15 protein-coding genes and 1 pseudogene are annotated in these 18,465 nt (G+C 63.0%); 4 read left to right on the top strand and 12 right to left on the bottom strand.

What is annotated here, in order from left to right:
- Positions 1 to 115 precede the first annotated feature (115 nt).
- From ACM6IP_RS12195 to ACM6IP_RS12170, 6 genes and pseudogenes are all read right to left on the bottom strand, one after another.
- On the bottom strand, positions 116 to 2,275 hold the full coding sequence (locus ACM6IP_RS12195) for a TonB-dependent siderophore receptor (RefSeq protein ID WP_414861574.1): 2,160 nt from the start codon (positions 2,273 to 2,275) through the stop codon (positions 116 to 118).
- A gap of 245 nt (positions 2,276 to 2,520) precedes the next feature.
- The gene (locus tag ACM6IP_RS12190) at positions 2,521 to 3,621 is read right to left on the bottom strand and encodes a polyamine ABC transporter substrate-binding protein (protein ID WP_095169097.1); all 1,101 of its coding nucleotides are present in this window, start codon (positions 3,619 to 3,621) and stop codon (positions 2,521 to 2,523) included.
- Between the two features lie 236 nt (positions 3,622 to 3,857).
- Positions 3,858 to 4,982 (bottom strand): agmatine deiminase family protein, encoded by a 1,125-nt coding sequence (locus tag ACM6IP_RS12185; protein ID WP_414861573.1) that lies wholly within the window; start codon positions 4,980 to 4,982, stop codon positions 3,858 to 3,860.
- A gap of 29 nt (positions 4,983 to 5,011) precedes the next feature.
- Positions 5,012 to 6,115: an extracellular solute-binding protein gene (locus ACM6IP_RS12180; RefSeq protein WP_414861572.1), complete on the bottom strand. Its 1,104-nt coding sequence runs from the start codon at positions 6,113 to 6,115 to the stop codon at positions 5,012 to 5,014.
- Positions 6,112 to 6,267: pseudogene (locus ACM6IP_RS12175) on the bottom strand (N-carbamoylputrescine amidase); the annotation flags it as partial. The pseudogene ACM6IP_RS12175 and the gene ACM6IP_RS12180, both read right to left, overlap by 4 nt.
- Complete coding sequence (locus ACM6IP_RS12170) at positions 6,254 to 7,318, bottom strand: agmatine deiminase family protein (protein WP_414861571.1); 1,065 nt, start codon at positions 7,316 to 7,318, stop codon at positions 6,254 to 6,256. The pseudogene ACM6IP_RS12175 and the gene ACM6IP_RS12170, both read right to left, overlap by 14 nt.
- A 134-nt stretch (positions 7,319 to 7,452) precedes the next feature.
- On the opposite strand from ACM6IP_RS12170, the gene ACM6IP_RS12165 reads away from it, so the two are divergent.
- Positions 7,453 to 8,316, top strand: coding sequence for a LysR substrate-binding domain-containing protein (locus tag ACM6IP_RS12165; protein ID WP_414861570.1), 864 nt, complete (start codon positions 7,453 to 7,455; stop codon positions 8,314 to 8,316).
- 91 nt (positions 8,317 to 8,407) lie between these two features.
- Here the strand turns inward: ACM6IP_RS12165 and ACM6IP_RS12160 are convergent, their stop codons facing one another.
- Entirely contained in the window at positions 8,408 to 8,800 is a 393-nt protein-coding gene (locus ACM6IP_RS12160; protein WP_095169089.1) for a GFA family protein, read from the bottom strand.
- Between the two features lie 103 nt (positions 8,801 to 8,903).
- Positions 8,904 to 9,374 (bottom strand): Lrp/AsnC family transcriptional regulator, encoded by a 471-nt coding sequence (locus ACM6IP_RS12155; protein WP_320332436.1) that lies wholly within the window; start codon positions 9,372 to 9,374, stop codon positions 8,904 to 8,906.
- Between the two features lie 124 nt (positions 9,375 to 9,498).
- On the opposite strand from ACM6IP_RS12155, the gene ACM6IP_RS12150 reads away from it, so the two are divergent.
- From ACM6IP_RS12150 to ACM6IP_RS12140, 3 genes are read left to right on the top strand one after another with little or no spacing between them, the layout of a single operon-like run.
- Positions 9,499 to 10,698 (top strand): methionine gamma-lyase, encoded by a 1,200-nt coding sequence (locus ACM6IP_RS12150; RefSeq protein WP_095169087.1) that lies wholly within the window; start codon positions 9,499 to 9,501, stop codon positions 10,696 to 10,698.
- Between the two features lie 12 nt (positions 10,699 to 10,710).
- A complete protein-coding gene (mdeB, locus tag ACM6IP_RS12145; RefSeq protein ID WP_414861569.1) occupies positions 10,711 to 13,401 on the top strand; it encodes an alpha-ketoglutarate dehydrogenase in 2,691 nt (896 codons plus the stop codon).
- Between the two features lie 48 nt (positions 13,402 to 13,449).
- Positions 13,450 to 14,583, top strand: coding sequence for a branched-chain amino acid ABC transporter substrate-binding protein (locus ACM6IP_RS12140; protein ID WP_095169085.1), 1,134 nt, complete (start codon positions 13,450 to 13,452; stop codon positions 14,581 to 14,583).
- Positions 14,584 to 14,790: 207 nt separating this feature from the next.
- Here ACM6IP_RS12140 and ACM6IP_RS12135 read toward each other — a convergent pair whose 3' ends face one another.
- Genes ACM6IP_RS12135 through ACM6IP_RS12120 form a run of 4 tightly spaced genes read right to left on the bottom strand, consistent with a single transcriptional unit; the run spans position 14,791 to position 18,214 of the window.
- Positions 14,791 to 15,807, bottom strand: coding sequence for a succinylglutamate desuccinylase/aspartoacylase family protein (locus ACM6IP_RS12135; RefSeq protein ID WP_414861568.1), 1,017 nt, complete (start codon positions 15,805 to 15,807; stop codon positions 14,791 to 14,793).
- An 18-nt stretch (positions 15,808 to 15,825) separates the two neighbouring features.
- Positions 15,826 to 16,797: a DMT family transporter gene (locus ACM6IP_RS12130; protein ID WP_414861567.1), complete on the bottom strand. Its 972-nt coding sequence runs from the start codon at positions 16,795 to 16,797 to the stop codon at positions 15,826 to 15,828.
- Complete coding sequence (locus tag ACM6IP_RS12125) at positions 16,797 to 17,495, bottom strand: ABC transporter permease (protein WP_159998848.1); 699 nt, start codon at positions 17,493 to 17,495, stop codon at positions 16,797 to 16,799. Before ACM6IP_RS12125 ends, ACM6IP_RS12130 begins: the two co-directional genes overlap by 1 nt.
- A 5-nt stretch (positions 17,496 to 17,500) precedes the next feature.
- Positions 17,501 to 18,214 carry an ABC transporter permease gene (locus ACM6IP_RS12120; protein WP_095169082.1) on the bottom strand — a complete coding sequence of 238 codons (714 nt, stop codon included), beginning with the start codon at positions 18,212 to 18,214 and terminating at the stop codon, positions 17,501 to 17,503.
- Between the last annotated feature and the right edge of the window lie 251 nt (positions 18,215 to 18,465).

Genomic DNA, 18,465 nt, shown 5'->3' with positions numbered 1-18,465 from the left:
TGAGCGGGCTTGCCCGCGATGAGGCCGGTCCATTCAACATCGATAGTGCCTGACGTACCGCCATCCGGGGCAAGCGGAGCGCTGGCAGCGCCGCAAGCGTTTACAGCTCTGGGACCTACAACGACCACTTCAGCGAGAACATCAGGTTGCGCGGGTCGCCGTAGGTGCCGGAGCCGCTGGCGGTGGGGATGCCCTGCCAGTATTTCTCATCGAAGACGTTGTTCAGGTTGACCCGCGCATCCCAATGTTCGTCGAGGCGGTAACCCGCCATCAGGCCGACCACGCCATAGGCGTCCTGTTCGGCATGGCCAGTGCCGACACGGCCGTAGGTGGCGCTTTGGGCCAGGACGTCCGCGCCGATTCGGGCCTTTTCCAGGGCGCCGGTCAACTGGTAGCTAGTCGCGGCCTTGAACAGGTGCTTGGGTTGGTTGGGCGCAAATAGATCGCCTTTGTCATAGGTGCGGTCCTTGACGTACTGGCTCAGCACCAGGGTGTAGGCCGCGGAGAACTGCCAGTTCGGCGTAAGCGCCCCGCTGATCTCGGTGTCCAGGCCGCGGCTGCGCACTTCGCCCGCCGCTTCATAGCAGGTGCGGTTGGTGGCGCGGCAACTGGCCGGCTGGTCCGGGAGCGCATACGCGCGGTTTTCCTGGGTCATGTCAAACAGTGCCATCGACGCGTTCAAGCCACCGTCGAAGTACTCGCCCTTGATACCGATTTCGTAGCTTTCACCCGTCATCGGGTCCAGCACCGCGCCACTGACATCCTGCTGGGTCTGCGGCTTGAAGATTTCGGTGTAGCTGGCATAGACCGAGTAGGTGTCGTTGAGGTCGTAGACGATACCAGCATACGGAGTGACTTCCTGGGTGACCTTGTAGTCGCCAGTGCCCGAGCGGTTGTCGTAGTCGTACCAGCTCAAGCGGCTGCCGACGATCAAGTGCAGCGGATCGATCGGGTTGAACCGCGCGGCGGCGTACACGCCCTCCTCGGTCGCCGTGTTCAGGCTCTGGTAGGGAATACGATCACCCGCAGCCGGCTTGGGGATGACACCCGGATCGAAATTGTAGATGTCCACCGGAGTCGCCGTGTTCCAGTAGCCACCCTTCTGGTCGAACTTCTCCTGGCGCCGGCTGGCCCCCACCGTCAGCTCATGCTCACGCCCGAACAACTGGAACGGGCCCGAGAGAGAGCCGTCGAGGTTGGTCTGCACGTCCTTGGTGTCGTACTGGCCCGAAGACTGGGTGAATCCGCCGCCACGGGCAGCGTTCAAGTAGCTGGAGAAGGTATTGGACTCGGCCCAGATCCTGGCCATGGCCAGTTTCGAGGTCCAGCCATTGTCGAACCGGGTGGTGAGATCGCTGAACAGGGTCACGTTATCGCGATCCCAGTAAGCCCAGTCATTGCTCAGGAAGGTCGAGCGCGACAGGTGCAGGTCTTCGCCATTGGGCCCGGCGGGCAGGCTGCCCCAGTCGGAGGTAGCGTCATCGCGCTGCTTCGACGCGCCGATAGTCCAGGTGGTGGCGTCGCTGATATCGGCTTCCAGTACCCCGTAGAAGGTCTGGCGCTGTTTATCGCGAACATCAATGTAGCTCTTGTCGTCTTCATACGCCGCGACCACGCGCCCGCGCAGGGTGCCCGCTTCGTTGAGTTTGTTGGAGGCATCCACCTCAGTGCGGTAGCGGTCCCAACTGCCGGCGCTGGTGGTAATGCTCACCTGAGGCGTCACGGTGGGACGCTTGCGCACCAGGTTCAAGGTCGCCGAGGGGCTTCCGGCACCGGTCATCAGGCCGGTGGCGCCGCGCACCACTTCCACCCGGTCGTACATCGCCAGGTCGGCCCCGGAAATAGTGTCCAGGGTAAAGGTGCTGAGGCTGGTCGGCAGGCCGTCGTACATCAGGTTGTCGATGCTGAAGCCACGCGCGAGGAACTGTTGACGGTCGCCACCGAACTTGCGCAGGGTGATGCCCGGTGCGTACTTGACCACATCGTTGAGGTCGTTCATGCCCTGGTCGTCCATGCGCTGGCGCGTGATGACGCTGACCGATTGCGGAGTCTCGCGGATCGACAATGGCAGGCCGGTGGCCGTGCTCATGGAACCGGTGGTGTAGGAACCAGTGTCTTCAGTGGTGGCCGTACCGGCGATGCCGCCTTCGGCATTGACGTTGATCGCGCCAAGGTTCAACGGGTCGGATGCGGGCGGGACTGCAGCCGCCATCGCCGCAGTGGAAAGACCCAGGGCCATGGCGCCGGTCATTGTCGGCAAAAAGGTACGGAGCATCGCGAAGATCCTGCAAAGGGAAGGAATACGTAGCGACTTTGCAGGCAACTCGCAGGAATGGGACGCGCTTGAGCCGGGGCAAAGACTACGCTAGCGCGCCGATACTAGAGAGTTATTTACATTTGTAAATAGCAATTGATGTCAAATGCGCACGATTGGTATTTGCTTTGCCGTCATCTACCGCGCTGTGGGCCGTTTATATCCTGGCAAACCGCCACCTTGCGTGGCGGTCCAGGGCCATGGCCTTACTTGTCGGTCTTGATGCTGGTCCAGACCCGGGTACGCACCCGCTCCAGCTTTTGTGGCAACGGTTGCACCACGTACAGGGTTTTCAACGCCTCGCTGGTGGGCGTCAGGTTGGGGTTGCCGGTAATTTCCGGGTTGATCAGCGCCAGAGAGTCTTTGTTGGCATTGGGGTAACCGAGGAAGTCACTGATGGGGGCGATGACTTTCGGGTCCAGCAGGTTGTTGAGAAACTCGTGGGCCTCGGAGACGTTTTTTGCGCTCTTGGGGATGGCAAAGGTATCGAACCAGATCGGCGCGCCTTCCTTGGGCAGGCGCCAATCGACCACCACGCCATTGCCGGATTCCTTGGCGCGGTTGCCGAACTGATAAAAGCTGCCGGAGTAACCGATGGCCACGCAAATATCGCCATTGGCGATGTCGGTCATGTACTTGGCCGAGTTGAAGTAGGCCACGTAAGGGCGAACCTTGAGCAGCAGGGCCTTGGCCTTCTCGTAGTCATCCGGGTTCTGGCTGTTGGGGTCCAGCCCCAGGTAATGCAGGGCCAATGGCAGGATTTCCGTCGGCGAATCGAGCATGGCCACGCCGCAGGCTTTCAACTTCTCCATGTTCTCTGGCTTGAACACCAGGTCCCAACTGTCCACGGGGGCATTTTCACCGAGGGCGGCCTTGACCTTGGCCGGGTTGAAACCAATCAGCACCGTGCCATACATGTACGGCACGCCGTACTGGTTGCCCGGGTCGTTCTGGTTCAGCAGCTTGAGCAAGACCGGGTCCTGGTGCTGCCAGTTGGGTAACTTCGACTTGTCGAGTTTCTGGAACACCCCGGCCTTGATCTGGGTCTCGAGAAACTGGTTGGAGGGCACCACCAGGTCGTAACCCGAGTTGCCGGTCAACAACTTGGCCTCCAGGGATTCGTTGGTATCGAAGGTGTCCCAGGTGACCTTGATGCCACTTTGCTTGGCAAAGTCCTTGGGCACGGACGGCAGGATGTAGTCCGCCCAGTTGTACACCCTCAATTCGCGCTGTTCGGCGTGCACGGCGCTGGCCAGCAGCGTCAGCCCACACAAGGTGGCGCCCAGAATACGGTTCATCGTGACCATGAATGGTTTCCCCAAATGCGGCGTTAGTTCGACGGTTTTTATGTTCTGTAAACGGCAGCGGGTTAAACGATAGCCAAGGGCAGGCGAATCCGGATTCTAGTTAGGGTTTGAGTGCACGTTCCGGGATCGGCCAACTGCCTCGATTGTTGCCCAGGGCCGCGGCAGGACACAGTGCGGCCTTGGCCAAAAGGGGATCGTAATGGCCAAAATAAATGGCCATTTGGCTCAATGCGCGGCTATACCTGCGGCTGGTGACTGGTCACGCAATGGATGCCGCCACCGCCGGCGCTGATCGCGTCAATGTCCAGTTGCACCACTTTGCGGTCCGGGTAGAGCTGGGTCAGCAACTCAAGGGCCCGTCGATCAGCCGCCCGGTCACCAAACTGCGGCGCCAGCACCGCGCCATTGATCACGAAGTAGTTGATGTAGCCGGCAGCAAAATCCGGGTTGTTTTTACTGAACTTGTTGTTGCGCGGCTTGAGCGGCGGCGACAGGGTGTGCACCTGCAGCTTGCGCCCCTGGGCATCGGTGGCCTGGCGCAAAATCTCCAGATGGGCCAGCGTCACTTTGTGGTCGTAGGACTCGGGGTCCTGGTCGAGGTTGGCAATCACCACGCCGGGTTTGACGAAGCGCGCATAAAAATCGACGTGGGCATCGGTGATGTCCTTGCCCTTGATGCCCGGCAGCCAGATGATCTTGCGCAATCCCAGGCGCTGCTTGAGCTCTTGTTCGATCTCGAGCAGGCTCCAGTCGCGGTTGCGGTTGCGATTGAGCCAGCAGCTTTGGGTCATGATCGCCGTGCCCTGACCATCGACTTCGATCCCGCCACCCTCGCCCACCAGCTCACTGCGCTGGTACTCGGCCTCGGCCAACTCAGCCACCTGCGCGGCCACCTGCGCATCTTCGGCGTACTGCTGTTTGTTGCCCCAGCCGTTGAAATTGAAATCCACGGCGCCCAGCCCGCCCTGCCCGTCAACCACAAAGTTGGCGCCGATATCGCGCATCCAGATGTCGTCCAGTGCGGTTTCGACAAAGGTGATGTTGGCCGTGCCGCAGTGCTGCTCGGCCAATTGCCGTTCTTCTTCGCGACACAACACTGTCAGGGGTTCATGACGGGCGATGGTCCGGGCGATGCGGCCGAGGGCCGCCTGCACGTCGGTGGTGAAGTCTTCCCAGATCGCGTCCTGTGCGCCAAAGGCGATGAAGGCGCGCTGGTGCCGGTCGCCTTCGTCCGGCATGCGCCAGGAACCCGAAGTAGCCGCCCGCACGGGCGACGGGCCAAGGCCCAGGCCGACGGACGCCACGGCGCCCCATCCGGCAATCAGCGAAACTTGCTTGATGAATTGGCGACGGGTCGACATGAGGTATTTCCTGAAAGGGCTAGCGGTAGTCATTGGGCAGTGGCTGTCTTGAATTTGGTCCAGATGCGCATGCGCGCACGCATGTCGGCCTGGGGAATATCCCGGCCCGGAATCAGCCGCTGATAAGTGGCGGCGTCGAGGTAGATGTCCGGATTATTGCGCATGCTCGCATCGACACCTGCACGCGCCTTGGCGTTGGAGGTGGGATAACCGGTGGTGTTACTGATGGCGGCCATGTTTTCCGGGCGCATGACAAAGTTGATAAAGGTATAGGCGTATTCCGGGTGTTTGGCATCGACCGGAATCGCCATGGTGTCCATCCACACCGTGGTGCCTTCGCGGGGCACGCGGTACTGGAAGCTATTGTGCTTGCCGGCACTCTCAGTCGTGCGTTGCGCCTGGGTCATGTCACCGCTGTAGCCCAGGGACAGGCACAGGTTGCCGTTGACCAGGTCACTCACCGGCTGCGACTGGAACTTGCGGATGTACGGCCGCAACTGACCCAGCAGCTCACTCGCCGCCGCCAGGTCCGCCGGCTTGGCACTGCGCGGTTCGCGTCCCAGGTAATGCAGGACCACCGCCAGCACTTCGTCGGGCGAATCGATGATCGAGATGCCACAGTCGGCAAAGCGCCGAGCCAGTTCCGGCTTGAACAGCATGTCCAGGCTGTCGACCGGCGCATCGGCCATGCGCTGGCTGATCTGCTCGGCATTGTAGGTCAGGCCGATGGTGCCCCAGGTATAGGGCACGGTGGCCTGGCTGGAATGCACATAATGGCTGCGTAACTGCTGCAAACCCGGTTCGATGTCGTCCAGGGCGGTGAGCCTGGCGCGATCCAGCGGCAACAGGCTGCCGGCGCGCATCAAGCGCTCGGCCACGGTGTCGCCAGGGAAGATCAAGTCATAGCCGCTGCCACCGGCCAACATTTTCGCCTCCAGGGTCTCGCTGCCCTCCATGACGTCGTAGATCACCTTGATCCCGGTCTCGGCGGTGAACCGCGCGAGGGTGTCCTCGGCAAAATAGTCGGCCCAGTTGTACAGCCGCAGGGTTTTTTCTTCGGCGTGCAGCGCCGGCAGGGTCATGCTCAGCGCCAGTCCCAGCGCGCCGAGCAACAGCGGATTGGAGGTGCTCATGCCAAGTCTCCTGAAGTATGCCAGCGGGCATTGAGGTGGCGCCCGTCCTGGCTCAACAGCGGTCCGTACATCTCCGGCCGGCGGTCGCGGTAGATCCCCCAGCTCAGGCGTTCCTGTGCCATGGCCGTAAGGTCCAGTTCATGCAGGAGGACAACCCTCCACCGGCCAGGCCGGTTGTTGCTGGGTGATGCAATGCACACCGCCGCCGCCATGGGCCAGGTGGTTGATCCGCACGGGCACCACGGTGCGCCCCGGGAACGCCCGGGCCAACACCTCGGCCGCCGCCTGGTCTGCGCCAATGCCATATGCCGGCATGATGATCGCGCCATTGGCGATGTAGAAGTTGGTATAGGAGGCGCAGAACACTTCAGCACTGGCATCCACCGCCTCGCTGGCCTCATACAGTTCGATCAGTTCGAAGCTGCGCCCATGGGCATCACTGGCCAGTTCCAGGGCCCGGCGGTTCTCCCGCACCACCTCGGCGTACACCGAGCCGCGGTCGTGGGTCGCGTCCACCAGCAACACCCCGGGACGGGCAAACGCACACACGCCATCGACGTGGCCATCGGTCATGTCGCCGGTCACCGCGTCCGGATCGCCGGGCAGCCAGATGGTCTTCTTGATGCCCAGCAGGCGGGCGAAGATCTGCTCGATCTCAGCCTTGGTCATTCCCGGGTTGCGATTGGCATTGAGCAGCACCGATTCGGTGGTGATCAGCGTGCCCTCGCCGTCAACATGAATGGCCCCGCCTTCGTTGCACAGCGGGGTGCCAAAACACCCTAGCCGCAGATGATCGAGGGCCCGCCGCGCCAGGCTGGCGTCCAGCTCATGGGCCGACTTGCCGCCCCAGGCATTGAAGCGCCAGCTCACCCCAGCCACACCGTGCTGCGGGTGGCAGACGAAGCTCGGGCCGGAATCACGGCACCAGCTGTCGTTGACCGCCAGCTCGATCAGTTCGATGTTCGGCCCACACCAGGCCTTGGCACTGGCGAGCGCCGAGGGATCGACCACCATCTTCACCGGCTCAAAGTGCGCAATGGCATTGGCCACGCGAGCGAAGTCTTCTTGCACCTGGGGCAACGTGACGCCCCAAGCGGATTCCCAAAGTGCCTGGTTGTGCGGCCATACCATCCAGGTGGCGGCGTGCTTGGCCCACTCGGCCGGCATCCACCAACCGTCGTTCAATCGTTCGTTGTGCTGCATGACAAATACCTTTGAGTTAAGTCATTGTGTTCAATGAAAACTGCCTACGAGGTCTTGGCATGCATGCTACGGCTGGTAAAACGGGCAAACAAACGATGGATTTTGTATATAAGTGATTAGAGGAGCTTATCAATATGCTCAAGCATTGGCCGCCGCTCAGCACCCTGCGCGGCTTTGAAGCCGCCGCCCGGCTGGGCAGTTTCCACAAGGCCGCCACCGAACTGCACCTCACCCAGTCAGCCATCAGCCAGCAGATCCGCAGCCTGGAAGCGTACCTTGAACAACCATTGTTTTTTCGCAGTGGGCGCAGCGTTGCGCTGACCGATGCCGGACACGATCTGCTCAGTACCACCCAGGCGTTGCTGCAACAACTGGCCGTGGGGATCCGCCGCCTGGATCAGTACCAGAAGCCCAACCAACTGGTGCTCAACACCACGCCGGCGTTCGCCCGCCACTGGCTGTTGCCGCGCCTGGGGGATTTTCGCCGCCAGCACCCGGGCGTCGACCTGTGGCTGTTCAGCACCGATGAAGTGCCTGACATGAGCAGCCAGACCATCGACCTGGCAGTGCGCGATGACCTCAGCGCCCAGGCCGAGTGCAGCTTCAAGGTACTGCACGCCGACCGCCTGTTCCCGGCATGCCATCCAAGCCTGCTGGCGGTGCCCGACGCGCAGCGCAGCACCCTGCACGGCGAGCGGGAAATGGACTGGAGTCATTGGGCAGTGGAGGCCGGGATCGATGTCGGCCAGCAGGCGCAGGGGTTGAATTTCTCCGATCCCGGCCTGCTGCTGGACGCTGCCTGCGCGGGGCTGGGCATGGCGTTGGTCAGCCAGTTGTTGAGCCGCCAGGCCCTGGCCAATGGCTCATTGAAACCCTTGGTCGAACAGACGATTCGCGGCCCGAACTGGGCCCTGCTGACCCATCGCGACAGCGAGAACAACCCGCTGGCGCGCAGTTTCAGCGAGTGGTTGGTGAACAATCTGCAAACGCCACAATGAGCCTTCTTCAAAAGGGACTCAAAAGGGGACAGATTTATTTGGCTCCCCAGCCGTCAAATAAATCTGTCCCCTTTTTGATTTTGCTTTTTGATTACTCTTCCAGACGCCCGCTCCCCTCGCGATCCTGCCGGTAGTGCCGGGCCAATGGAAATGCCGGCAACCAGGACTCGCGACGGATCACCCAGCTTTCATAGGTGGGCATCAACTGGTCAGGGGCATCCAGGGAACCCAGGTTGACTTCCACTTCGTCGGCGCTGCGGGCGAACACCGACGAGCCGCAGCGCGGGCAGAAAAACCGCCCGGCGTAATCCCGCGTTTCGCCAGTGATGGTCACCGCCGCTTCGGGAAATATCGCAGAGGCGTGAAACAGCGCGCCGTGATGCTTGCGACACTCCAGGCAGTGACACAGCCCAACCCGATAAGGCTGGCCCGCCGCTTCGATGCGTACATCGCCACATAGGCAACCGCCGGTGAATCGGTGCATGGTGCTGCTCCTCTGCAAGTCATCGATCAGCGCAGCCGAGTGACTCCCCGGTGCGATCCTGTCGAGGGTAAAAATAGCAGCTGGACCACCGTGCCGGATCGCATCAGCCCAATACCGGAATCACCCGCGACGGCTTCACCGACTTGAACGAAAAACTCGAATAAATCTCCTTCACCGCCGGCAAGGTCTGCAGCACTTCGCGGGCGAATTCGCCGAAGGACTCCAGGTCCTTGGCCACCACTTCCAAGAGGAAATCGTAGCGTCCGGAGACGTTGTGGCAAGCGACGATTTCCGGGATCTGCAGCAGACGCTGTTCGAATGTGCGGGCCATTTCCTGGTTGTGGGACTCCATCATCACGCTGACAAAAGCCGTCACGCCGTACCCCAGGGCCTTGGGCGAGAGGATCGCCTGGTAGCCAGTGATCACCCCGCTTTCCTCGAGGATTTTCACCCGACGCCAGCACGGCGAAGTGGTCAGCGCTACCTGGTCCGCCAGTTCGGCGGTAGTCAGGCGGGCGTTGCCTTGCAGGGCGTTCAGCAGGGCTTTGTCAGTACGATCCAGGCCGGAGGGCATATCTTGCCTCTTAATCTTGTTTTTATGGGTTTGTATTCCAATTAGCCGTTTATAAACGGGCAAGTTTGGAATTTATCGCGTTGAATTTGAGCATAGCATTGTAGGAAATCAGGGAGCGTTAACCATGAACAATAAAAACAACGAACTTGGCTTTTCTACCCGTGCGATTCACCACGGCTATAACCCGCTGGATAACCAGGGGGCGTTGATCCCGCCGATCTACCTGACGTCCACCTTCACCTTCCCCACCGCCGAATACGGCGCCGGCTGTTTTGCCGGCGAACAACCCGGGCATTTCTACACGCGGATTTCCAACCCGACCCTGGCGCTGCTGGAGTCGCGCATGGCGACCCTGGAAAACGGCGAGGCGGCCGTGGCCTTCAGTTCCGGCATGGGCGCGATTGCCGCGACCCTCTGGACCTTGCTGCGCCCGGCGGACGAGATCATCGTCGACCGCACCCTGTATGGCTGCACCTTCGCCCTGCTGCACCACGGCATCGGCGAGTTCGGGGTCAAGGTGCGGCATGTCGACCTGTCCAACCTCAGCGAGTTGCGCGCAGCGATCAGCCCAGCCACGCGGATGATCTACTGCGAAACACCGGCCAACCCGACCATGCAACTGGTGGACATCGCCGCCGTGGCCGAGATCTCCCGGCAGCACCCGCAGGTCACCCTGGTGGTGGACAACACCTATTGCACCCCTTACCTGCAACGCCCACTGGAGCTGGGCGCGGATGTGGTGGTGCACTCGGCCACCAAGTACCTCAGCGGTCATGGCGATATCACCGCCGGGATCGTGGTCAGCAGCCAGGCGCTGGCTGACCGTATCCGCTTGCAGGGCCTCAAGGACCTGACCGGCGCGGTGATGTCGCCCCAGGATGCTTTCCTGCTGATGCGCGGGCTCAAGACCCTGGCCCTGCGCATGGAGCGCCATTGCAGCAACGCCCAGGTGATCGCCGAGTATCTGCAGGCGCACCCGGCAGTCGAGTGGGTGACCTACCCTGGCCTGGCGTCCTTTCCCCAGCACCAACTGGCCTCACGGCAAATGAAATTGCCCGGCGGCATGATCGCCTTCGAACTCAAGGGTGGCCTGGTCGACGGCCGGCGCTTCATGAACGCCCTGCAGTTGTTCAGCCGCGCGGTCAGCCTGGGCGACGCCGAGTCCCTGGCCCAGCACCCGGCCAGCATGACCCACTCCACCTACTCCCCGGAACAACGCGCCGAACACGGCATTTCCGAAGGGCTGGTACGCTTGTCGGTGGGCCTGGAGGACATCGCCGACCTGCTGGCCGACGTCACCCAGGCCCTCGACGCTTGCGCCTGAGGGAGGCCAACGATGACTACCCCAGACCTGCTCCATCAGGGCCCGCCCTGCGCCCAGGATGAAGACCCGCAAGAAACCCGCGAGTGGCTCGACGCCCTGGCCTCGACCCTCGCCGCCTGTGGCCCTGAGCGCGCCCGCTACCTGCTCAAGCGCCTGCAGGAGTACGCCGGCGAACACGGCATCAACCGCGACGCCCAGGCCTTTTCCGCCTACCGCAACACCCTGTCGCTGGAGCAACAGGGCACCTACCCCGGTGACCTGTTGCTGGAAGAACGCATCACCGGCCTGCTGCGCTGGAACGCCCTGGCCATGGTGGTCCGGGCCAACCATGCCTACGGTGAACTGGGCGGCCACATCGCCAGTTACGCCTCGGCGGCAGAGATCTTCGAGGTGGGTTTCCAGCACTTTTTCCGTGGCGATGGCGACAATGGCCAGCGCAACGCCGACCTGGTGTTTTTCCAGCCGCACTCGGCACCCGGGGTCTATGCCCGGGCCTTTCTCGAAGGGCGCTTGAGCGAGGAGCAACTGGCCAACTACCGCCAGGAAATCAACGGTCCCGGACTGTGCTCCTACCCTCACCCGTGGCTGATGCCGGACTTCTGGCAGTTCCCCACCGGCTCCATGGGCATCGGCCCGATCAGCGCGGTGTACCAGGCGCGGTTCATGCGCTACCTGCAGCACCGCGAGTTGCTGCAGACCGAGGGCCGGCATGTCTGGGGGGTGTTTGGCGACGGCGAGATGGACGAGCCCGAGTCCATCGCCGGCCTGTCCCTGGCAGCCCGCGAACAACTGGACAACCTGACCTTTATCGTCAACTGCAACCTGCAACGCCTGGACGGCCCGGTGCGCGGCAACGGCCAGATCATCCAGGAACTCGAAGCGCTGTTCGCCGGTGCCGGCTGGAATGTGATCAAGGTGCTGTGGGGCTCGGAGTGGGATGCACTGTTTGCCCGCGACACCGACAACGTGCTGCTCAAGCGCCTGGCAGCCACCCCGGACGGCGAATACCAGACCCTTGGCGCCCATGACGGTGCCTATAACCTGGAGCACTTTTTCCAGAAAGACCCGCAAGTGCGGCGCCTGGTGGAACACATGAGCGTCGAGGAGATCAATGGCCTGAAACGCGGCGGCCACGACTTGCGCAAACTGCACGCCGCCTTCGCCGCCGCCAAGGCCTGCAAGGGCCGGCCGACGGTAATCCTGGCCAAGACCAAAAAGGGCTATGGCATCGGCGCGGCCGGCGAGTCGCGGATGACCGCGCACCAGGCGAAAAAACTCGATGTCGCCGCCCTGCTGGCGTTCCGCGACCGCTTCCACCTGCCGCTGTCGGACCAGGATGTCGAACAATTACGCTTCTATCGTCCGCCCGAGGACAGCGCCGAAATGCGCTACCTGCGCGCCCGGCGCCAGGCCCTCGGCGGTCCGCTGCCGGCGCGCAAGAGCGCTGCGCCGCAGATTCCGGTGCCGGCGCTGGCGTTGTCGGGCGGCTTTGCGCTCAAGGCGCAAGGCAAGGAAATGTCCACCACCATGGCCGCCGTGCGCCTGCTGACGGCCTGGCTCAAGGCGCCAGAGCTGGGGCCGCGAGTGGTGCCGATCGTCGCCGATGAAGCACGCACCTTTGGCATGGCCAGCCTGTTCCGCCAGATCGGCATCTACTCGCCCCACGGCCAGTTGTACGAGCCGGAAGACAGCGGCTCGATCCTCTCCTACCGGGAGTCGCGCAATGGCCAGTTGCTGGAAGAAGGCATCACCGAGGCCGGCGCCCTGTCCTCCTGGGTCGCGGCCGCGACCTCCTATTCAGTGCACGGCGTGCCGATGCTGCCGGTGTACATCTACTATTCGACGTTCGGCTTCCAGCGGGTCGGCGATTTGATCTGGGCCGCCGCCGACCAGCGCTCCCGGGGCATTTTGCTCGGCGCCACGGCGGGCCGGACCACCCTCGGTGGCGAGGGCCTGCAACACCAGGACGGCTCCAGCCTGGTGATGGCGGCGATGGTGCCCAACTGCCGTGCCTGGGACCCGTGTTTTGCCGGGGAACTGGCGGTGATCCTCGACCACGCGGCCCGACGCCTGCTGGAACAGCAGTGCGACGAGTTCCACTACGTCGCGGTGATGAACGAAAACTACCCGCAGCCGAGTCTCGACGACAGCCAGCATGCCGATGTCCTGCGCGGCCTGTATCGCTATTCGCGCAGTTGCACCGAGCCGTCGCAAATTCGCCTGCGCCTGGTGGGCTCCGGGGCGATATTGCGCGAAGTACTCGCGGCCAGCGAGTTGCTCGCCAAGGACTGGGGCATTCACACCGAGGTGTTCAGCGCCACCAGCTTCAGCGAACTGGCGCGCGAGGCCCGCGAGGTCGAGCGCGACAACCGCCTGCAGGCCGGCGAGCCGCGCAGCAGCCATCTGCAGCAACAGCTCGGCGGTCGCCAACCGATCATCGCCGCCAGCGATTACGTGCGTGCCTGGCCGCAACTGATCGGCCAGTACCTGGAGGCGCCCTACACCACCCTGGGCACCGACGGGTTTGGCCGCAGCGACAACCGCGCCAACCTGCGGCAGTTCTTTGAGGTGGATCAGCACAGCATTGTCCTGGCCGGATTAAAAAGTCTGGTGGACCACGATGGCCTCGACGCTGGCATACTCAGCGCAGCGATCGGCCGCTACCGCCTCGATCCAGCGCGCAGCGCGCCCTGGGATCGCTGAATCAACTGCAAGACCTTTATGAGTCATTACCCACAGGAGTGGAACACCATGAGTCGTATCAATAAAAAAACCACCCAACTGCTCAGCGCCATGATCCTTGCCGGCCTGTCCTGCCATGCCCTGGCTGAGGACACCATCCGCATCGGCATCGCCGGACCGAAAACCGGCCCGGTAGCGCAATACGGTGACATGCAGTTCAGCGGTGCCCGCATGGCCATCGAGCAGATCAACGCCCGTGGCGGCGTCGACGGCAAACAGCTGGTGGCCGTGGAATACGACGATGCCTGCGATCCCAAGCAGGCGGTGGCTGTAGCCAACAAAGTAGTCAACGACGGCATCAAGTACGTGGTCGGGCACCTGTGCTCCAGCTCCACCCAGCCGGCGTCGGATATCTATGAAGACGAAGGCATCGTGATGATCACTCCGGCCGCGACCAGCCCGGAACTGACCGCTCGCGGCTACAAGATGATCTTCCGCACCATCGGCCTGGACAACGCCCAGGGCCCGGCAGCGGCGCGCTACATCGTCGGCCTGAAACCGGCCAATGTCGCGGTGCTGCACGACAAGCAGCAGTACGGTGAAGGCATCGCCACCTCGGTGCGCGAGATCCTCGGCAAGGAAGGCATCAAGGTGGCGATGTTCGAAGGCATCAACGTCGGCGAACGCGACTACTCCTCGATCCTGACCAAGCTCAAGCAGGCCAATGTCGACTTCGTGTACTTCGGCGGCTACCACCCGGAAATGGGCCTGCTGTTGCGCCAGGCCAAGGAAAAAGGCCTCAGCGCCCGCTTCATGGGCCCGGAAGGCGTGGGTAACGACTCGATCTCGCAGATCGCCAAGGACGCTGCCGAAGGCATGCTGGTAACCCTGCCTAAATCCTTCGACCAGGACCCGGCCAACCAGGCGCTGGTGGCGGCCTTCACCGCGAAACAGGAAAACCCCAGCGGCCCGTTTGTCCTGCCGACCTACTCGGCGGTGGACGTGATTGCCGGCGCAATCGTCGCGGCCAAGAGCGAAGACCCGGAAAAAGTCGCCGCGGCGATCCACAGCGGCACCTTCAAGACCCCAACCGGCGACCTGAGCTTCGACGAAAAAGGCGACCTCAAGGACTTCAAGTTCGTGGTCTACGAATGGCACTACGGCAAGCCGAAGACCGAAGCTGGGCAAAGCGCCGGTCTCTGAAGCTATGCCGAAACTGTAGGAGCGGGTGCCCGCTTGCGGCCTGCTCGCGATGGTCGTCAACGATAACGCGCGCTGCCTGAAACAACGCGTCGCTCTTGAGATCATCGCGAGCAAGCTCGCTCCCACCTATGTCTCACAAAAAACACCGGATCTTCGCTTGATGCCGATCGGTTAAGCAATTTGCGCAGTACCTGTAGCATCTGTCGCTTAATTAGGGTCCAGCAACCCACCGTGCCAGTTACGCGATACCTGGCTGCCGGTGAACTTCGCGACCACCGTGCCCTGGGCCACCAGGCGGTCCCGATGGCGGGTGACCATCCGCCCGGCCTGTTCGGCCAACAGCACCACCTCGGAAGACGGATCACCCGGACGCCCGATAATTCGTGCAAATCGCTGCCCCTGCTCGACGACATCCCCCAGCGCCTTCTCAAACACCAGCACCCCCGGCTGCGGTGCCAGGATGGTTTCCATCTGGCCCATGTCCATGGCCTCGACAGGCCAGTCCACAGGCTCACGCGCCTCATCGATGACGCCATGGCCACACAACCAGGCATACAGGCCCTCGGCGTCCTGCGCGGCATCGGCATCGCTGACATCGCCCTGCCCGCGCAGCTCCAGGGTCGCGGCCATTTGCCGCTGGTTCACGCCTGCACGCAGCCAGGGGCTGATCAGGGTTTCTTCGAAAGAACCGTCACCGCCGTCATCCCAGATGATCGCCACATCCATGCGCAGCGCCGCCGCCAGCGCACGGCCGCGAGGCCAGAAACTGCGGTGCAGGTAGAGGTATGGCAGGGCTTCGTCGTCGGTGTGCAAGTCCAGCACCACGTCGGCGCTGGAGGCCAGTTGCACCAGGTTTTTTTGCCAGTGCTGGACTACGGTCGACGGCTGGGCCATCGCCGCCGACTGGTCGAAACCGCGGTTGAAATTGTGCCCCGTGGCATCGTGAAAACGCCCGAGAATCCGCCCCTGGCGAAACTGCCCGATGCCCAATGGATTGGCCTGGGGCACCACCGTCACCGAGCCCTTGAGCCGACCTGCGGCTTGGGCCCGGGCCAACTTGGGCATCAGCAGGTGCAGCACCAGCATGCCGGCGATTTCATCGGCGTGCACCCCGGCCTGCAGGTGCACGGCCGGGCCCTGGCCGGCTCCGGCGAAACGCCAGGCGCCGACCCGCACCGGGTCGCCATTATTGTTCGGCACACTGAATGAAATATCCTCGACCATCCGCCCCTCCTCCCCTGTTCATGGCTGCTGCTCAATGGATTGCCGGTCGCGTTCGGCCTGCTCCGGCGTCACCGGCGGATACAGCGGCTGCGAGACCGAACACTCGGCCCCGACCACCTCCTGGCTGCCATGCCGCCCAAAGATCATCGCCAGGGTGCCGCTGACCGCGATCAACCCGGCGCCGATGATCAGCGAGCCATCCAGCAGCGTGCCCCAGACCAGGCTCGACAGAGCGAAGGCCCAGATCAGCCCGGTGTATTCGAAAGGTGCGAGCAAGGTCGCGGTGGCCCGCTGGAAGCTGGCGAACAGCAGGAACTGGCCGATCCCGCCTACCAGCCCCGCCGCAAGCATGCCCAGCCAGGCCGGGGTCGGCGCCGGGGTGTGGGTCCAGGGCAACGCCACCAGCATGCACACCACAAACACCACATTGGTGATCAGCATCTGTTCCAGCACCGAGGTCTGTTCATCGACCTGGCGCAACTGGATGTAGGTGAAGGCCCAGCACATGGCGGCCAGCAGGGTCAGTACCACCGGCCAGGGGTCCTGGATCTGGGTCGGGCGGCAGGCGATCACCACCCCGACAAAACCGATGATCAGGCTCAGCCACTGCCAGGCGTTGGCCCGCTCCTTGAGCATCACTGCCGCCAGCACCGTAACCATGATCGGCGCCGAGAAATACAGGGTGGTCATCTCCGCCAGGGTCAGATCGCGGGCGGCGGTGTAATACAGCAGCCAGGCGACAATCGACAGCAAGCCGCGCACCACCAGCAAGCGCCGGCTTGGCGAGCGCCAGGCCCGTTGTACCAGTTGCAGGCGGCCCACCAGCAGGCAGGCAACGACCACCACCAGGCTGCGCCAGAACAGGATGCTGACCACCGAATAATCGGCCACCAACCACTTGATGCCGGCGTCCTGCAGGGCCAGGAAGGCGTAGCCCAGGGTGCACAGGCCAATGCCTTGCAATGAGCGGTCGACCCGCGAGCTACTCATCACACCGACCTGCGCACGGGAGTACCACGGCGTTCGGCGAAGGCAAACAGCGCCTCGATCAGGAACGTCAGGCAGACGTACACCAGTGCCACCAGCAGCAACGGTTCATAGACCTGCAGGGTCTGGGCGCGCACGACGTTGGCGGCGCCCAGCAGGTCGATCACCGCGATGGTCGAGGCCAGCGCCGTGGACTTGAGCAGCATCACGCACTCCCCGGCCAGGGTCGGCAACAGCAGGCGCATGGCCCGGGGCAGGCGCACCCGCAGCAGCGCCTGGCGCGCCGTCATGCCAAAGGCCGAGGCCGCTTCCATCTCGCCCTTGGGCACCGCCAGCAGGCCGCCGCGAATCACTTCACCGACATAGGCCCCCACCGACAGCACCAGGGCGAACACGATGTACCAGTAGCCATCGCGCAGGTAGGGCCACAGGAAGCTGGCGCGCAGCAGCGGGAACTGGGCAAACAGGCTGCCCAGGCCGTAGTAGAAAATGTAGATCTGGATCAGCAGCGGCGTTCCGCGCCACAGGCTGGTGTAGAGCAGGCTGGCCTTGGCCAGCAGACGGTTTTTCGAGATCCGCGCCAGGGCCACCAGCACCGCCAGGACGAAGCCCAGCACGCTGGCGATCAGCAGGATGCTGATGGTGGTCTGCAACCCTCGGCCCAACAGGGCGGCGTACTCGATTATCCACGCTGCAATCATCTCATTCACTCAGCCAAAGGCATCCAGCGACGAATGCGTCGCTCCAGCCGTCCCGACAGGTAGTTGGACAGTAGCGTCACCGCGTAATACAGCGCGGCGGCGGTGAGGTAGAACAGCAGGTAGTGGCGGGTCGAACCCGCGCCCTGCTTGGCGGTGTACAGCAACTCGTTGGTGCCGACCACGCTGATCAGGGCGCTGTCCTTGATCAGGTTGATCCACAGGTTGGCCATCCCGGCCATCGCATAGGGCGCCATGATCGGCAGGGTGACGCGACGGAACAGGCCAAAGCCGCTGAGGCCGAAGGCTCTTCCCGCCTCGATCAGGCCAAAGGGGATTGCCTGGATCGCCGCGCGGAAAATTTCCGAGGCGTACGCCCCCTGCACCAGCCCCAGGACGAGGATCGCCGCGAGCGGCCCGCTGACGTCTATCGCGTCGTAGCCCATGTGGGCCATGAGTGCGTTGAGCAGCATGGAGCCGACGTAGTACAGCAGCAGGATCAGCAGTAGCTCCGGAATCGCGCGGAACAAGGTGGTGTAGCCGCGCATCAGGGCCGCGATCGGTTTCGGCGCGCCCAACTTGAGGCAGGCCACCACCAGGCCAATCAACAACCCGACCACGAACGCGCCGGCGGATATCTGCAGGGTCATCCACAACCCACGCAACAAGGCCCCACCCCATCCTCGTTCGCTGAAGCCGATCAATTCGAACATTGCAGGCATTTCACTCTCCGGTTAGCGGCTGTTCCCCCATCGCGGGCAAGCCGCACCACAACGATCAAACCTGTAGGAGCGAGCGCCCGCTTGCGGCTTGCTCGCGAAAGACTCAAGAACGCCGCGTTGAGTCAGGCTCGGCGCGTTATCGTTGACGACCATCGCGAGCAAGCTCGCTCCTACAAAGACTGGGTTCACAACATCAGCATGTGCACCGCCGCACCCCTTGTGGGAGCTGGCGCCCGCTTGCGGCTTGCCAG

This window comes from Pseudomonas sp. IT-P176 (genome assembly GCF_949767245.1).
GTDB lineage: Bacteria > Pseudomonadota > Gammaproteobacteria > Pseudomonadales > Pseudomonadaceae > Aquipseudomonas.
Note: the sequence above shows the minus strand (reverse complement) of the source record. Positions and strands in the feature narration are given on the sequence as shown.